Origin of the sequence: Olleya marilimosa CAM030 (genome assembly GCF_000518485.1) — a bacterium.
In the GTDB taxonomy this organism is placed as follows: Bacteria; Bacteroidota; Bacteroidia; order Flavobacteriales; family Flavobacteriaceae; genus Olleya; species Olleya marilimosa.
In genome coordinates, this window is sequence record NZ_KI912443.1 from 1 (window position 1) to 17,766 (window position 17,766).

Annotated in this window: 17 protein-coding genes; 10 read left to right on the top strand and 7 right to left on the bottom strand. The window is 32.3% G+C overall.

Annotated elements, in window-relative coordinates:
• Positions 1-490, top strand: a 490-nt coding sequence (locus M890_RS16885) for a hypothetical protein (protein ID WP_036597698.1), incomplete at its 5' end; no start/stop codon positions are given.
• Here the strand turns inward: M890_RS16885 and glmS are convergent.
• Genes glmS through M890_RS0113980 form a run of 3 tightly spaced genes read right to left on the bottom strand, consistent with a single transcriptional unit; the run spans position 451 to position 4,778 of the window.
• Positions 451-2,298: a glutamine--fructose-6-phosphate transaminase (isomerizing) gene (gene glmS, locus M890_RS0113970; RefSeq protein ID WP_028284108.1), complete on the bottom strand. Its 1,848-nt coding sequence runs from the start codon at positions 2,296-2,298 to the stop codon at positions 451-453. The genes M890_RS16885 and glmS overlap by 40 nt on opposite strands.
• A 6-nt stretch (positions 2,299-2,304) precedes the next feature.
• The gene (locus M890_RS0113975; protein ID WP_084553698.1) at positions 2,305-3,939 is read right to left on the bottom strand and encodes a beta-barrel-assembly machine lipoprotein BamH; all 1,635 of its coding nucleotides are present in this window, start codon (positions 3,937-3,939) and stop codon (positions 2,305-2,307) included.
• Between the two features lie 29 nt (positions 3,940-3,968).
• A complete protein-coding gene (locus M890_RS0113980) occupies positions 3,969-4,778 on the bottom strand; it encodes a glycogen/starch synthase (RefSeq protein ID WP_028284110.1) in 810 nt (269 codons plus the stop codon).
• 109 nt (positions 4,779-4,887) lie between these two features.
• Here M890_RS0113980 and panC point away from each other — a divergent pair, with 109 nt between their 5' ends.
• The 9 genes from panC to M890_RS0114025 all read left to right on the top strand — a co-directional run bounded on the left by panC (position 4,888) and on the right by M890_RS0114025 (position 14,879).
• Complete coding sequence (gene panC / locus M890_RS0113985) at positions 4,888-5,736, top strand: pantoate--beta-alanine ligase (RefSeq protein WP_028284111.1); 849 nt, start codon at positions 4,888-4,890, stop codon at positions 5,734-5,736.
• Between the two features lie 13 nt (positions 5,737-5,749).
• Positions 5,750-6,100, top strand: coding sequence for an aspartate 1-decarboxylase (gene panD, locus M890_RS0113990; protein ID WP_028284112.1), 351 nt, complete (start codon positions 5,750-5,752; stop codon positions 6,098-6,100).
• On the top strand, positions 6,101-7,057 hold the full coding sequence (locus M890_RS0113995; protein ID WP_028284113.1) for a lysylphosphatidylglycerol synthase transmembrane domain-containing protein: 957 nt from the start codon (positions 6,101-6,103) through the stop codon (positions 7,055-7,057). It abuts the gene before it with no gap.
• Positions 7,058-7,093: 36 nt separating this feature from the next.
• Positions 7,094-8,239, top strand: coding sequence for an alpha/beta hydrolase (locus M890_RS0114000; RefSeq protein ID WP_028284114.1), 1,146 nt, complete (start codon positions 7,094-7,096; stop codon positions 8,237-8,239).
• 3 nt (positions 8,240-8,242) lie between these two features.
• Positions 8,243-9,604 carry a DNA repair protein RadA gene (gene radA / locus M890_RS0114005; RefSeq protein WP_028284115.1) on the top strand — a complete coding sequence of 454 codons (1,362 nt, stop codon included), beginning with the start codon at positions 8,243-8,245 and terminating at the stop codon, positions 9,602-9,604.
• A gap of 135 nt (positions 9,605-9,739) precedes the next feature.
• Entirely contained in the window at positions 9,740-13,144 is a 3,405-nt protein-coding gene (gene ileS / locus M890_RS0114010; protein WP_028284116.1) for an isoleucine--tRNA ligase, read from the top strand.
• Between the two features lie 3 nt (positions 13,145-13,147).
• The gene (locus tag M890_RS0114015; RefSeq protein WP_028284117.1) at positions 13,148-13,531 is read left to right on the top strand and encodes a TraR/DksA family transcriptional regulator; all 384 of its coding nucleotides are present in this window, start codon (positions 13,148-13,150) and stop codon (positions 13,529-13,531) included.
• 74 nt (positions 13,532-13,605) lie between these two features.
• Complete coding sequence (locus M890_RS0114020) at positions 13,606-14,229, top strand: DUF4097 family beta strand repeat-containing protein (RefSeq protein WP_051437550.1); 624 nt, start codon at positions 13,606-13,608, stop codon at positions 14,227-14,229.
• Between the two features lie 23 nt (positions 14,230-14,252).
• Entirely contained in the window at positions 14,253-14,879 is a 627-nt protein-coding gene (locus M890_RS0114025) for a lipoprotein signal peptidase (RefSeq protein WP_028284119.1), read from the top strand.
• Here M890_RS0114025 and M890_RS0114030 read toward each other — a convergent pair.
• From M890_RS0114030 to M890_RS0114045, 4 genes are read right to left on the bottom strand one after another with little or no spacing between them, the layout of a single operon-like run.
• Complete coding sequence (locus M890_RS0114030; protein WP_028284120.1) at positions 14,876-15,439, bottom strand: 5-formyltetrahydrofolate cyclo-ligase; 564 nt, start codon at positions 15,437-15,439, stop codon at positions 14,876-14,878. The genes M890_RS0114025 and M890_RS0114030 overlap by 4 nt on opposite strands.
• A 6-nt stretch (positions 15,440-15,445) precedes the next feature.
• Positions 15,446-16,414, bottom strand: a complete 969-nt coding sequence (locus M890_RS0114035; RefSeq protein WP_036597702.1) for a succinylglutamate desuccinylase/aspartoacylase family protein — start codon at positions 16,412-16,414, stop codon at positions 15,446-15,448.
• Positions 16,415-16,417: 3 nt separating this feature from the next.
• Positions 16,418-17,296: a 30S ribosomal protein S6--L-glutamate ligase gene (gene rimK, locus M890_RS0114040; RefSeq protein ID WP_028284122.1), complete on the bottom strand. Its 879-nt coding sequence runs from the start codon at positions 17,294-17,296 to the stop codon at positions 16,418-16,420.
• Positions 17,297-17,719, bottom strand: a complete 423-nt coding sequence (locus M890_RS0114045; protein WP_028284123.1) for an ATP-dependent zinc protease family protein — start codon at positions 17,717-17,719, stop codon at positions 17,297-17,299.
• Positions 17,720-17,766 lie beyond the last annotated feature (47 nt).

Genomic DNA, 17,766 nt, shown 5'->3' on the forward strand with positions numbered 1-17,766 from the left:
AAAAACTAAGACAACTATTGAAAGAGGTTTAGTAGAAATCGAATCACGGAATATATTACAAGAGTTTTCTTCTGAACAGGTTTATAAACTTTTAAAAAAAGACCTCGCCATAAAGCTTAAACAAGTCAAATTGAAGATTGAAGGTTTGAGAAGTAAACTGAGGCAATTAGGAACTGAACAGAAATGGTTTGACTGGGTTGACAATTTCTCAGAACATATCAAAACTCAAACCAATATTTCAGACGAGATGAAAAAGGAGTTTCTCAAGGTTATAATAGATAAAATAACAGTGAACTATGATAATGAGAATAAACTGCACCTTTTAAATATTAATTTTAAAATACCTGTCGTATTAGAAAAAGAAAAGGGTTCCGAAAACGGAACCCAAATATCTATTATGCCAGTTAAACGAGGTCGTAAAAAGTTAAATCAACTCACCCCCGTTCGTGACTACTCCACCGTAACAGATTTTGCTAAATTTCGTGGTTGATCAACATTTTTTTCAAGCATTACAGCAATATGATATGATAAAAGTTGAAGTGGAATTGTTGTAAGTAATGGAGTTAACGACTCAATAGTCTCTGGTACTTCAATGACATGATCTGCAACATTTTTAACATCGACATCTCCAGTGGTAACTATTCCTATTATTTTACCAGATCTAGATTTAATTTCTTGAATATTGCTTACTACTTTTTCGTAATGTCCTTTTTTAGTTGCTATAACAAATACAGGCATTTGCTCATCTATTAAAGCAATTGGTCCATGCTTCATTTCTGCAGCAGGATAACCTTCAGCGTGTATGTATGATATTTCCTTAAGTTTTAATGCTCCTTCTAGTGCTACCGGGAAGTTGTAACCTCTTCCTAAATACAAACAGTTTTTAGCATCTTTATATATCTCTGCAACTTTTTTAATGTGTTCGTCAGCTTTTAAAGCTTCTTTTACTTTTTCAGGAATTAGCTCTAATTCTTGTAAGTGATGATGGAAAACTGAATTTGACATGCTTCCGTTAGCTTTAGCTAGCTTTAAAGCTATTAAAGTCAATACAGTAATTTGTGTTGTAAAGGCTTTAGTTGAGGCAACACCTATTTCTGGTCCTGCGTGTGTATATGCTCCAGCATTTGTTTCTCTTGCAATAGTCGATCCAACTACATTACATACTCCAAAGACAAAAGCGCCTTTAGATTTTGCTAATTTAATTGCAGCAAGTGTATCTGCAGTCTCTCCAGATTGTGATATTGCTATTACAACATCTTTTTCTGTGATTACAGGATTACGGTATCTAAATTCTGATGCGTATTCTACTTCAACAGGTATTCTTGCTAAGTCTTCAAAAATATACTCGGCTACTAAACCTGCGTGCCATGATGTACCACAAGCTACAATAATAATACGATTAGCGTTTAAAAACTTTTCAATATTATCATCTATACCAGCCATGCGAATTATTCCTTCTTTGGCTAATAAACGACCTCTGTAAGTATCTCTTATTGCATTTGGTTGTTCATGGATTTCTTTTAACATAAAATGCTCGTAACCACCTTTTTCAATTTGCTCAAGATTAAACTTAAGCTCTTGCATTGATGGGTTAACTTCAGAATCGTCCTTTATTTTTCTGATTTTTATTTTTTTATCTCGACGGACGATTGCCATTTCTTCATCTTCAAGATAAATAGCGTTTTTTGTAAACTCTATAAAAGGAGAGGCATCACTAGCTATAAAAAACTCATCATCTCCAATACCTATGGCTAATGGACTTCCTAGTTTAGCTACTACAATTTCGTTTGGTTTGTTTTTATCAAAAACAGCAATTGCATAAGCTCCGACAACCTCATTAAGTGCTAATTGTACCGCTTTACCTAATTTGACGTTTTGTTTTTTCTTAACTTCCTCTATTAGGTTAATTAAAACCTCAGTATCTGTATCTGATTTAAAAACATAACCTCTTTTAATTAGTTCCGTTTTTATTGAATCGTAATTTTCAATAATTCCGTTATGAATTATAACTAAGTCACCTGAATTTGAATAGTGTGGATGAGAGTTAACATCATTTGGTACACCATGGGTTGCCCATCTTGTATGTCCAATACCAATTGTTCCTTCTGTTGTAATTTCTTCTTTTACACGTTCTTCTAGATCAGCGACTTTACCTTTAGTTTTAGATAGTTTAATATCAGACCCATCATATAATGCTATTCCAGCACTATCATATCCTCTGTATTCTAAACGTTTTAAGCCTTCCATTACAATAGGGTAAGCTTCTCTATGACCTATGTATCCAACAATACCACACATAATAATTTAATTTTCAGGTTCTGTATAAAAAATTTCAAAAGTAGCTCTTACGTTTTCCGGAACAGCTGGTGTATTCCCGTAAAGTATTGTTCCTTCTGGAGCAATAACTGAACTTCTAGGAATAATATTTACGATATCACTATCAGTAGTATTAAATACTTTTGATGTCCCAAATAAGTTAATATTATTAGTGACGTAAATACCTAATTTTGTATTAGTAGAGTCTTTTAACAATATGTTGTTGATATGCTCTGTAAGTCTAATTTTATATTTTACTCCATTTCCACTATCATCTCTTTCAAGTTTTGGAGAGTAAATTATTTTTGAGTTATAAGGGTCTGTTGAGTTGCTTGTTGCATCAACAAAGTAATCTATAATAGGAAGATTGTTTTTTAAATCGTAAACCATTATTCTGTCTGGTTCTGAAGTTCCTCCTGCAGATACACTATGATCTACATATAGGTTTAAGTTAGCTTCATTGATTAGCCATTTTCCATTTTTATCTTTAAAATATTCCCACGAATCTTGAGTTGCGTTATTCTCGTCAATAATATTTCCATTAAATAGGTCTAAAACAGTCATTGATCCTTCAAAACCTTTTAATAACAATTGATCATCACCTAAGGTAGTATTTCCATCTGTTAATGGTGTAAAGTTTGGTAAGTTTTTAAACGTGTTAAACTTGTTGCCATTAAAGTTAAAGGTGTAGGTTCCTGTTTCTCTATCTCCAGCGTCCTCTCCATCATATTCATACTTAATTTCAACTTTAGCATTGGTAGTAAGGTCTAAAAATAGTAGGCTTCCATCTACTGAGGTTCCGATTTGTTCTACTTTTAAAATTAATCCTCTAAAAAAGTTTTTAAAATCTGCAGCATTAGTTATTGCAGGATTTGCACTTCCATCAGCAGTAAAAAGTATGTCTTCCCAATAGTTAGTTGGCACAATACTAGGGTCGTTTAAATCTACATAAATTCCTGGTGCTAATCGCTCTTCCACTTCAGGGTCTTCTCCTGGTTCAACTTCTGCTTGAATCACATGCTCTAAAGCACTTGGGGTAAATGTTTGATTTGGATCTGCAGGGTAAAGTAATTGCTCCTCAAAAGCTTCTAAATTTAAATTAGTGTAAGCATTTGAATAATAGGCTTGATCTTCTTCAAAATTTGTTTCAGGATCTAAGTTTCTTAAGAAATAGCTTGATTGGTAAACCGATAACTTAAATGGACTAGTTGTGTTACCGTAGATAGAATCTAATGTGTAGGTTGAGTTACCATCTTCATCGGTTTCAGTTATTGTAGAAAAATATGGAAGATATAATTTAACAGATACTATTGATGGGTTATCACCAAAATCTGGCGCTAAATTGTCTGGTGTAATTTGTGATATAAAACTTGCTGCAGTCGATCCGTAATTTGGGTCGTTATAGATACCAAGGACATTGCTGGATAAGCCACTTGTTTGTACGCCTTCTAGTTTTTTGTTGTAGGCAACAAAAGGGAATAGTTTACTATTTGTAGTAAAATTTTGAGCTCCTCTAATATCACTTTCTACATTTACAAAATCTTTGTCGCAAGCAATAGCGGTAAAGGCAATTATCATCAAAACGACTAAAGGTTTGATGCTGTTTATTATGAATCTTTTCATAGATATTTCTTAAATATGGCAATATTGCGTTAGTCTAAAACGCTAGTTGTATAAAAATTAGTGTATGCTTCGCTAAATTCATCTTTTGGATGGAAATCTAAAACAGGCTTATTAGAATTTGCTAGGTATGAGGTTAGCTCTTCAGGTAAATCTTCTGAGCCAATAATTAATGCGTCAGAATTGTCTATTGCCACTTTCATTAAGTTATTGTAAGTAGGCTTAACCAAGTCTTTTATTTGTTCTTCATCAATGTTATCAAATTTAATTTTGTCAACTAATTTTGAATTTAATTCATTTTCAAAGCCACTTTTATATATTGAAGTAACAATCTTACTTTCATTAAATAATGGTTCGTCTTTATAAAATTGTTTTAAGTATAAAGGCAGTAATGATGCTAACCAACCATGAACATGAATGATGTCTGGAGACCAATTTAATTTTTTAACAGTTTCAATAACTCCTTTTGCAAAAAAGATAGCTCTTTCATCATTATCAGTAAACAAAGTACCATCCTCGTCTGTTAATGTTGCTTTTCTTTTAAAGTACTCGTCATTGTCTATAAAGTAAACTTGTATGCGTTCTTTTGGAATAGAGGCTACCTTGATAATTAAAGGCATGTCTAAATCGTTAACAACTAAATTAATACCAGAAAGACGGATAACCTCATGTAATTGATGTCTTCTTTCGTTGATATTTCCATATCTAGGCATAAAAATTCTTATTTGTCCACCTTGCTGATTTATCATCCTTGGTGTTTCAAATGACATTGAAGAAATTTCTGTTTCTGGTAAATAAGGCACCACTTCAGATGATACATATAATATCCTCTTATCTTTCATATATTGTTTAACTTTTCAGAATTATCATTAAAAAACACGCAAAAGTACAAAATTTTATGCAGATTGCTACTAAAATATTAAGTTTGCATCCGTTAATTAAATATTAAAAATGCTTGTATTTACTAATAAATCCAAAATAGGTGCGCATATTTCATCTTTAAAACAAGATGGAGAAAGCATTGGTTTTGTGCCTACTATGGGAGCTTTACACCAAGGTCACTTATCATTGGTTAAGGAAGGATTGGCTAATAACTCAAGGGTAGTTGTTAGTATTTTTGTTAACCCTACTCAATTTGATAATGCTGACGATTTAGCTAAATATCCACGAACCTTAGAGGAAGATGTTGCGCTATTAAAGACGGTTTCTGACCAAATAATAGTGTACGCTCCAACTGTAGATGATATTTATGATGGTAATACAAAAGCACAACATTTTAGTTTTGATGGTCTTGAGTTTGAAATGGAAGGTAAATTTAGAGCAGGACATTTTGACGGAGTAGGTACCATTGTTAAACGATTGTTTGAAATAGTAAAGCCTGAAAATGCTTATTTTGGAGAGAAAGATTTTCAGCAATTAGCTATCATTAAAAAACTAGTAACTAAATATAATTTGCCTGTAACTATTATAGGTTGTGATATTTTTAGAGAAAGCTCTGGATTAGCTATGAGCTCTAGAAACGTACGTTTAAAGCCTGACTATAAAAAAGCAGCGCCTTTTATATATCAAACACTTAAAGAGGCTAAAATTAAGTTTGGCACAAAAAGTGCAGATAAGACTACAAAGTGGGTTGAACAACAGTTTAAAAATCATGATTTATTACAACTGGAATATTTTATTATAGCTGATGTGGACACTTTAAAGACTGTAAAAAGAAAAAATAAAACTAACACTTACAGAGCGTTTATTGCAGTTTATGCAGACGACATAAGATTAATAGATAATATCGCTCTAAATTAATTATCTTTGCCCTATGCAAATACAAGTAGTAAAATCTAAGATTCACAGAGTAAAAGTAACAGGAGCTGACCTAAATTATATAGGTAGTATCACCATTGACGAGGATTTGATGGATGCAGCTAATATTATTCAAGGAGAAAAAGTGCAAATTGTTAATAATAATAATGGTGCAAGACTTGAAACGTATGCTATTCCTGGGCCTAGAAACAGTGGTGAAATCACTTTAAATGGAGCAGCATCAAGATTAGTCGCTAAAGATGACATTTTGATATTAATAACGTATGCGTTTATGGATATTGAAGAAGCTAAAGTTTTTAAGCCTTCATTAGTATTTCCAGATGAAGCGACAAACTTATTAAAATAAATGTCTAAAGGACTTGCAGTAAAAATATTAAAAATAACGCTCCCAATTGTATTGGGAGTTTTTTTAATATGGTATTCTCTATCCCAATTATCTTTTGCAGATATTATTCAATATGCTAAAAATGCAGATTACAAATACATCTTATTAGGTGTTTTTTTTGGTTTATTAAGTCACTTATCTAGAGCATACCGTTGGTTGTTTATGTTGGAGCCATTAGGTTACAAGATTAAATTAGGCAATAGTATAATGGCTGTTTTTGCAACTTACTTAATTAACTACACAATCCCAAGAGCAGGAGAAGTTGCTAGAGCTACAATTTTAACAAATTATGAAAATGTGCCCTTTGAAAAAGGATTTGGTACAATAGTAGCAGAGCGTATAGCAGACATGATAGTCATGCTAGGTATAATAGCGATTACTTTGTTTTTACAATTTGACTTTATATATAGTTTTTTAATAGATAAATTTGATTTTACCAAAATCATACTAGCAGGATTAATCTTGTTGGTTTTTGGGTTGTTTTTTATTCTTTTTATAAAAAGAAGTCAGTCAAAAATTGCTTTAAAAATAAAAGGATTTGTAAGTGGGTTGATTGAAGGAGCACTAAGTATTTTTAAAATGAAAAAAAAGTGGGCTTTTATATGTCATACATTATTTATTTGGACCATGTATGTTTTAATGTTTTATGTTACAACATTAGCCTTTCCTGATTTAAACACTATGCCTTTTGGAGCTGTTTTAATAGGTTTTATTTTAGCAAGTTTTAGTATTGCTGCTACTAATGGAGGTATAGGATCGTATCCGGAAGCAATTGTTATTGCATTTTCTTTATTTAATTTACCCGTTGATCCTAGTCGGGCTTTTGGTTGGATTATGTGGAGTTCTCAAACAATTTTGGTTTTTGTTTTTGGAGGTATCTCTTTATTATATCTTCCTTTTTTTAACCGAAACAAATAATTTGTAACTTACACCCAAACTTAATTGTCACACATCATGAAACATGTATTTTTTCTATTTGTAGGTTTGTTTTTATCGTCTAACCTTATTGCGCAAACCATATATAAAGAGCTTAACTCTGAAAGGTTAGGAGAAACTAGACAAATAAAAATCCAATTACCAAGAAATTATGACACATCAAGTAAAAAATATCCTGTAATATATGTTTTTGATGCAGATTACTTGTTTGAGCCTGTCGCAGGAAATGTGGACTATTATGCCTATTGGGAAGATATACCAGAAGCTATTGTTATTGGAATCAATCAATATGGATTAAGAGAAAATGATTGTTATTACAGCGAGCAAAACTCGTTACCAATCGAAAGTGGAGCAGCCTTTTTTGAGTTTATTAGCATGGAGTTGGTTCCGTTTATAGATAAAACCTTCCGTACAGAAAACTTTAAAGTCGCTGTGGGACATGGTAAAACAGCTAATTTTATTAATTATTATCTGTTAAAAGGAGTGCCTTTATTTCAATCTTACATTGTTTTAAGTCCAGAGTTAGCTCCAGACATGGCTAATTATTTAACAGAGGTTTTTCCTAAGTTAGAGCAAAAAACATTTTATTATTTAGCAAGTGCTACAAATGATGCTTCAAATATTCATGAACAAACTGAAGCATTATCAAAAGCGTTAAAACCAATAGAAAATAATAATGTATTAAAAACATTTGAGACATTTGATGGACCTTCGCATTATACACTTCCAACGCACGCAATCCCTAAAGCATTAGAAAGTATCTTTTTAGTTTTTCAGCCAATTAGCAAAAAAGAATATAAAGAAACAATACTTAAGCTAGAAGGTAATCCAGTAGATTACTTGACAGAAAAATATCAAATGATTGATGAGTTGTTTGGTATAAAAAAACCAATTTTAATTAACGATTTTAAGGCAATTGAAGCAGCTATTAAAAAGAAAGAGAATTGGGAATATTTTGAAGATTTAGGAAAACTAGCAAGAAAAGAATATCCAGATACATTATTAGGAAATTATTATTTAGGACGTTTTTATGAAGAAACAGGTGAGCCTAAAAAAGCAATGAAAACCTATCAATCAGCATATGTCCTATCAGAAATTGCAGGTATTACTAAAGATCACGTTTTAGAATTATCAGAACAGATTAAAGCAGATTTTGGATATTAACTTATGGCTAAAGTAAAAACCACCTTTTTTTGTCAAAATTGCGGGACACAATATGCTAAATGGCAAGGACAATGTAATGCTTGTAAAGAATGGAATACAATTGTTGAAGAGGTTGTCCAAAAACCAGAAAAAAGCGATTGGAAAACTCCAACCAGTAGTATAAAAAGAGCGTCTAAGCCTTTAAGGATTAATGAAATTGATTCCTCAAAAGAAGCTAGATTAGATACCTTAGATGCAGAGTTTAATCGCGTATTAGGAGGCGGAATTGTACCAGGATCTTTAACGCTTTTAGGTGGAGAGCCAGGAATTGGTAAAAGTACATTACTACTTCAAATTTCATTAAAATTACCTTATAAAACACTATACGTTTCTGGAGAAGAAAGTCAAAAGCAAATAAAAATGCGGGCTGAGCGTATTAATCCAGAAAACCAAAGTTGTTACATTCTTACCGAAACAAAAACACAAAACATTTTTAAGCAAATCGAAGCTTTAGAGCCAGATATTGTAATAATAGATTCCATACAAACATTACATTCTGATTATATAGAGTCATCAAGCGGAAGTATTAGTCAAATTAAAGAATGCACCACAGAGCTTATTAAATTTGCTAAAGAAACCAATACACCTGTAATTTTAATTGGTCATATAACAAAAGATGGTAACATCGCTGGTCCAAAAATATTAGAACACATGGTGGATACTGTGCTTCAGTTTGAAGGCGATCGTAACCATGTTTTTAGAATTTTACGTGCACAAAAAAACCGATTCGGATCCACGCATGAACTTGGAATATATGAAATGCAAGGTTCGGGATTAAGAGAAGTATCTAATCCAAGCGAAATATTAATTTCTAAAAAGGATGACGAGTTATCTGGTAATGCTATAGCTGCAACGTTAGAAGGCATGCGTCCTTTAATGATTGAGGTTCAGGCTTTAGTTAGCACAGCGGTTTACGGTACGCCTCAACGTAGTGCAACAGGTTTTAATGCTAAACGATTAAACATGTTATTGGCTGTCTTAGAAAAACGTGCAGGTTTTAGACTTGGCGCTAAGGATGTTTTTTTAAATATAACTGGAGGTATATCTGTGGATGATCCAGCAATAGATTTAGCAGTGGTAGCTGCAATTTTGTCCTCAAATGAAGACGAAGCCTTACAAGCTAATTTTTGTTTTGCTGCCGAAGTTGGTTTATCTGGAGAAATCCGACCAGTACAACGTGTAGAACAACGTATACTTGAGGCAGAAAAACTAGGTTTCTCCACTATTTTTGTGTCTAAATACAATAAAATTTCATTAAAAAATACTGCAATCAAAATTCAATTAATCTCAAAAATTGAAGACTTGGTGGATTTGATAATTACGTAGTGGATTTTATTAGATTCATACTTTCTCGATAATTTTGCTATATCGTGTTGTTGTTTTAAGCTTTTTTTATGCTCAAAAAACAGAGTTTTAAACAGAATTCATTAATTTCGCGACTCTATAACGAAATTAGAAAAAATGAGCGCAGGATTCACTGAATATAAAGGACTTAACTTACCAAACGTAGCAGAAGAAATTCTTAAATATTGGAAAGACAATAACATCTTTGAAAAAAGTGTAACAACTCGTGAAAACGCAGAGCCTTACGTGTTTTTTGAAGGACCACCTTCAGCAAACGGATTGCCTGGTGTACATCACGTTTTAGCACGAGCTATAAAAGATATTTTTCCACGTTACAAAACCATGAAAGGTTATCAAGTTAAGCGTAAAGCTGGTTGGGATACGCATGGTTTACCAATAGAGCTTGGTGTAGAGAAAGAACTTGGTATTACCAAAGAAGATATTGGTAAAACAATTTCGGTAGAGGACTATAATGCTGCCTGTCGTAAAGCAGTAATGCGATATACAGATGTTTGGAATGATCTAACTCAAAAAATGGGATACTGGGTAGATATGGACGATCCATATGTTACTTATGAGCCTAAATATATGGAAACCGTTTGGTGGCTTTTAAAAGAGATTTATTCTAAAAAGCTAATGTACAAAGGGTATACCATCCAACCTTATTCTCCAAAAGCAGGAACTGGTTTAAGTTCGCATGAGGTTAATCAACCAGGAGCCTATCAAGATGTCACAGATACTACCATTGTTGCGCAGTTTAAAGCTATTGAAAGTACATTACCGGACTTTTTACAAAACGAAGGTGACATACATTTTACAGCATGGACAACAACACCTTGGACATTACCAAGTAATACAGCATTAACTGTAGGTCCAAAGATAGATTATGTTTTAGTCGAAACTTATAACCAATACACATTCAAGCCAATCAATGTGATTATGGCAAAAGCATTGGTAAATAAGCAGTTTGATGGTAAATTTAAAAAGGTAGATTCAAAACCAGAATTATTAGAGTATAAAGATGGTGACAAAAAAATTCCTTTTTATATCGTAAAAGAATTTAAAGGAAAAGACCTTGTTGGTATTAAATACGAACAATTACTACAATACGCATTACCAAATGATAATCCTCAAGATGCATTTAGGGTAATTGCTGGTGATTTTGTTACTACTGAGGATGGTACAGGTATCGTACATACAGCACCAACATTTGGAGCAGATGATGCCTTAGTAGCAAAACAAGCTACGCCAGAAATTCCACCATTATTGGTAAAAGACGATAATGGAAACTTAGTACCTCTTGTAGATTTACAAGGTAAGTTTAGACCAGAAATGGGTGAGTTTGGTGGTAAATATGTTAAGAATGAATATTATAAAGATGGCGAAGCACCAGAACGTTCAATAGATGTTGAGTTAGCTATTAAGTTAAAAGAAGAAAATAAAGCCTTTAAGGTTGAAAAATATAAGCACAGTTACCCACACTGTTGGCGTACAGATAAACCAATCTTATATTACCCATTAGATTCTTGGTTTATTAAAGTCACTGATGTTAAAGAAAAAATGGTAGCTAATAATGATACCATAAACTGGAAACCTAAATCAACTGGTACAGGACGTTTTGGTAATTGGTTAGCAAACGCAAACGATTGGAATTTATCTAGATCACGTTATTGGGGAATCCCATTACCAATCTGGAGAACAGAAGATGGTAAGGAAGAGATCTGTATAGGATCTGTTGAAGAGCTTAAAGCCGAAATGAAAAAAGCAGTTTCAGCTGGTGTTTTAGCTAAGGATATATTCGAAGATTTTGAAGTTGGAAACAATTCCGAAGAAAACTATGCTAAGTTAGATTTACATAAAAATATTGTGGATGCTATCGTGTTAGTGTCTCCAAGTGGGCAGCCAATGCAACGTGAAAGTGACTTAATTGATGTGTGGTTTGATTCCGGATCCATGCCTTATGCACAATGGCACTATCCATTTGAAAACAAAGATAAAATTGACGATAATAAAGCCTTTCCTGCAGATTTTATTGCAGAAGGTGTAGACCAAACTAGAGGTTGGTTTTATACGTTACACGCTATAGCAACCATGGTATTTGACTCGGTTGCCTATAAAAACGTCGTGTCTAACGGATTGGTTTTAGATAAAAATGGTCAAAAAATGTCTAAGCGTTTAGGAAACGCCACAGATCCATTTGAGACTTTAGAAACTTATGGTGCAGATGCGACACGTTGGTACATGATATCTAACGCAAATCCTTGGGATAACTTAAAGTTTGATTTAGATGGTATTGAAGAGGTGAAGCGTAAATTTTTTGGAACACTATATAACACCTATTCATTTTTTAGTTTATACACTAATTTGGATAAATTTAGTTACGCTGAAGCGGAAATTCCATTAGCAGAACGACCAGAATTAGACCGATGGATATTGTCAGAATTGCATACTTTAATTCAAAAAGTAGATCAATACTATGCAGAATATGAACCAACAAAAGCAGCACGTGCTATTTCTGATTTTACACAAGATTATGTTAGTAATTGGTTTGTACGTTTAAGTAGAAGACGTTTCTGGAAAGGAGATTATCAAACAGATAAGATTTCGGCTTATCAAACGCTATATACTTGCATGGTTACTATAGCTAAGTTAGGTGCTCCAATTGCACCATTCTTTATGGATAAACTGTATTTAGATTTAAACTCAGTTACCAAAAAGGAAGCTTTTGAGAGTGTACATTTAGCAGAGTTCCCTAAGTTTGATGCTAGTTTTGTTGATAAATCATTAGAACGTAAAATGGAGAGTGCGCAAACAATTTCTTCTTTAGTATTATCATTAAGAGCTAAAGAAAAAATTAAAGTGCGTCAACCATTACAAAAAATTATGATTCCGATAGATTCGGAACAGCAAAAAGAAGAAATTTTAGCGGTTGCAGATTTAATAAAGCATGAGGTAAACATTAAGGAAATCGAGCTTTTAGAAGATGCATCAGATATATTAGTAAAACAAATTAAACCTAACTTTAAAACCTTAGGACCTCGATTTGGTAAGGACATGAAAACTATCGCTGGAGCTATAAATAAAATGACTGCAGCAGATATTAAAATTGTTGAACAAAAAGGAGAGATAGATGTTGATTGTAATGGAAAAATAGTTAAATTACAACGTGATGATGTCGAAATCACCTCTCAAGATATTGAGGGTTGGTTAGTTGCAAATGAGGGTAATATTACAGTAGCTTTAGACGTTACAATATCAGAAGCGTTAAAAGAAGAAGGGATAGCTAGAGAGCTAGTAAACCGTATTCAAAATTTACGTAAAGATTCTGGTTTTGAAGTAACAGATAAAATTAGTGTACAATTACAAGAAGATGCTAACATTGTACAAGCGGTAAAAACAAACATAGATTATATTAAAGCTGAAACTTTAACAGATGATCTAAAAATTATTAATCAATTAAATAGTGGTATAGAAATTGCTTTTGATGACGTAAATACCAAACTATTTATACAAAAAATTTAAAATATGGATTCAGATATTAACGTTAGATATTCGGACAAAGAGTTAGCAGGATTTAAAGTGTTAATTCAAGAAAAAATAAAGCAAGCTCAGCATGATTTAGAGCTTATTCAAAGTGCTTACATGAATGACCATAATAATGGTACAGATGATACGTCACCTACATTTAAAGCGTTTGATGAAGGAAGTGAAACCATGAGTAAAGAGTCCAATTCTGCTTTAGCTATTAGACAAGAAAAGTTTATACGTGACCTTAAAAATGCTTTAATTAGAATAGAAAACAAAACCTATGGTGTTTGTCGTGTAACTGGTAAGCTAATTAATCCTAAAAGGTTGGAGTTAGTACCTCATGCGACATTAAGTATTGAGGCCAAAAATATGCAGCAATAAAAAAGACATAGTCTTTAATTTTATAAACGCTTCAATACTACTTGAAGCGTTTTATATTTTAATTAGTTTGACATTTGAAACTTAAACTTACCATTCTATTATTTTTACTAGCTAACACTTTAAGTGCTCAAAAAAGCACTGAAAAAATGTGGCATGCAGAAGCTATTAATACAGTATTAATAAATGGAGATAACGTGTTTAATATTAACGTAACAAATAGTCCAACTAATACTATTGTATTAAAAGTTAAAATTGAAGGAGAACACGCTAATCAACTGGTTATAGTGGATAGTATTGTAAATCAGACACTATATATATCATCATCTTTTCAGCCTTTATTTGTTAAAGATAACGACAAATTAAGTGCACATAAAGTAATGTCTGTTGAGTATCAATTATTAGTGCCTAAAAACATCAAATTAGAGATTAAAAGCAATATTGGTGCTGTGCATTTAGTTGGAGCATATTCGTCAATTTTTGTCGAATTAAATCAAGGAAATTGCAATCTTAAGCAATTTTTAGGTCACGCGTCCATTAATACAGTTAATGGAGATATTAACATAGAAACTAATAATGCAAAAGTAGAAGCGTATACTAAAACGGGAAATATAGTATTAACCCAATTTAAGTATGCTAAATATAATATAAGTTGTCGCACGATTAATGGTAATATAAAGGTCACTAAAGTTGAAAAATAAACCTATTTTTGTTTAATCAGACTATGAATTTAAAAAAAGCTACAGCACTAATTTTTGTTATTTTACTTATTGATCAAATAAGTAAAATTTATGTCAAAACTCACTTTGTTTTAGGCGAAGACGTAACTGTTTTTAATTGGTTTAAAATATATTTTATTGAAAATAGTGGTATGGCTTGGGGAACAAAACTAAGCGATATTTTACCGTTTATGACTGATAGGACAGCAAAATTGAGTTTAACGGTTTTTAGGATTTTTGCAATTATTGGTATAGGATACTGGTTAGTTAAAACAATTAAAAAACAAGATTCTAAAACTTTAATACTAGCGTTAATATTTATTTTTGCAGGTGCTTTAGGTAATATTTTAGATTCTGTGTTTTATGGTGTTATGTTTGAGGATAGCGTTAGCCAAGTCGCTTCGTTTTTACCTGCTCAAGGTTATGATAGCTTATTGCATGGTAAGGTTGTAGACATGTTATACTTTCCGTTATGGAAAGGGTATTTACCAGAATGGATTCCGTTAATTGGTGGAGATTATTTTACCTTTTTTGAACCTGTATTTAATATAGCAGATGTGGCAATTAGTATTGGTTTTGGAATATTAATTTTCTTTAACAGAAAAGCGTTTCCTAAAAACGAACAAGATTAAAATTTATAGACTTGTTTTGGCGTAACACAATAATCTAAAGGAATATCTCCACTAAAAACATCTTCAATTTCAGTTTCAGCATCAAAAAAGGATAAACCAACTTTAATGGTTTCTGGCTTGCAAGACGCTAATAAATTATCGTAAAATCCTTTGCCATAACCAACACGATGTCCTTTTAAATCAAACGCTAAAAGCGGAACAAATACCACGTCTATATTATGGTTTAAAATCTCAATGCCATCTATTGGTTCTGGGATATTATAATCGCTTAGTTTAAATGTTGTAGCGTCTGTTAGTAAATAGTTGGTTAACGTATTATTGGTAAAATTGCTTTTAGAAACGACTATGTTTTTATCCTTCCCTGATAAGATATTTAAAATATAATCGGTATTAACTTCATGCTGATCTGTAATGGTCAGAAACAAATGGTAAAAACTATGACTCCAAATAGCTAATGTTAGTAGCTGATTTGCAATAGTAATACTATAATCTTCAATTTGATCTTGTGTTAGTATGTGTCTTAAAGACTTATATTTTTTACGTAAATCGACCTTTTTCATCTTAAACTATTTTAAGACTTCTGTAGAGATATGAAACAAAGCATCACCTTGGTATACTATTGGAGATTGATTAATATTTATGATATAGCCAGAGTATTTTGCTTTGACAAAGTGATTAAATTTACCATAAGGATCTGTTATGTTTCCTATGTCATCACCTATTTTAACCTCTATACCAACTTTTATAGTAGCTTTAAACATACCAGAGTGTTTAGCACGCATCCAAGAACTTTCGGTAATTTTTACACATTCTTTTTTGGGTTCTGTAACTTTAAATTGTCTACGTAACATCCCAAAATGATTCATGATGCGTTTTGCGCCATTAACACCTGTATTAGTGACCGTATTATCAAGATCAAAAGATTTTCCACCTTCATATAATAGGATAGGTTTTCCTAATTTATTACAGGCATTTCTAAATGATTTATTAAGGTTTTTAGAATATAATATAAAAGGAGCTCCAAATATTTCAGCCATAACATCATCATCTTCGCTACCTTTTTCAATACGAATTTGAGGTGCATTAAAACGATAGGCGCCTCCTGTATGAAAGTCTACTATAAAATCTACATGTGGTACGACCTCATGTATTAACTCATAAGCCACACGACTAGCTAATGAGCCATTTTTCATTCCTGGAAATACACGGTTTAAATCACGACCATCAGGGAAAGCACGAGCCATGTTTATAAAACCAAAAATGTTTAGTACTGGAATACAAATTGTGGTTCCGATTTTAGGTTTATTTATGCCTTTAGATATTAGTTGTCGTACAATCTCAATTCCATTTATCTCATCACCATGTATACCTGCTGTAAATAAAATAGTAGGACCTGGTTTTTTAGAACGTTCTATAATAATAGGAACATCCACTGGAGTTCTAGTATGTAGCTTAGCTACATTAAAACTGACTTCTGCGCTTTGCCCAGGTTTTATTTTTTCTCCTAAAATTTCTAAAACTTCGTTTGCGTACATCAATTATTTTTTGGTATTTCTTTCTATGTAATTAATAATGCTTTTCGCAATATTTTTACCTGTAGCATTTTCAATACCTTCTAAGCCAGGACTAGAGTTAACTTCTAGTAATAAAGGACCTCTATCAGATTGTAACATGTCAACACCACACACTGGTAGCTTTAATGCTTGAGATGCCTTCATAGCAACGCTTAATTCAGCTGCACTTAGTTTTATAATTTGTGCATTTCCACCACGATGTAAATTAGATCTAAATTCACCTTCTTTACCTTGGCGTTTCATAGCTCCAACAACTTGACCATCAACCACAAGTGCGCGTAAATCTGCACCTTTAGCTTCTTTTATAAATTCTTGAACAATGACTCTAGCTTCTAAGCCATTAAAGGCTTCTAAAACAGATTCGGCAGCATTTTTACTTTCTGCTAAAACAACCCCTAAACCTTGCGTACCTTCTAGTAATTTAATAATTACAGGTACACCACCAACATGTTCTATAACTTCTTCAACGTCTCTAGAATAGTTTGTAAAAACGGTTTTTGGCATTCCAATTCCGGCTTTACTTAATCTTTGTAAACTTTTAAGCTTGTCTCTAGATCTTAAAATAGCTTCAGAAGATGCAGTTGTAAAGACATTCATCATTTCAAACTGCCTTACTACAGCACAACCATAAAACGTTATTGAAGCTCCAATACGAGGGATAATAGCATCTACATAATCTAAATAGCGATCTTTGTAGTAAATAGTTGGTTTTTCTTTTTCAATAATAATATCACACTTTAAAGGATCTATTATTTCTATTTTATGGCCTCTATTTTCGCCTTCTTCGACTAAACGGTCTGTAGAGTATAAGTTGGCGTTTCTAGATAAAATTACAATGTTCATTTATTTGTTATAGTTAAAGGATTGGTTTTGTATATCGACATCTACTAAAAATTTTCGTTTTAAAAACTGTCTACCAATTAAAACCGGAAATCTCATATCGTCTCGTGTGCTTAAAGTTAAGTTAATCTTGTATGTTTTACCAAAAAAAACAACATCTGTTTTTATTTTATAACGGTTTTCTACAAAACCATTGCTGCTTTTTACATCAGTAAAAGTATAATCTTTAAAAACTTTAGTTTTACTGTTAAAATTAGGATGACCTTTACTGTAAAAGGTACAATGTAAACCATCGTCTTTAACTTCTACTAGAGAGCAGTGTATAGCAGACGTATAAGCGCCTGTGTCTATTTTACAGTCTATTTCAAAAAGATCTAACACTGGAAAGTCAATTTTGTCTGTTCTTCCTAAAGTTTTTTTTGTCATTTGTAAAGTTTAAAAATGAGGTGCAAGGTACTAAATAACTAAGCGTG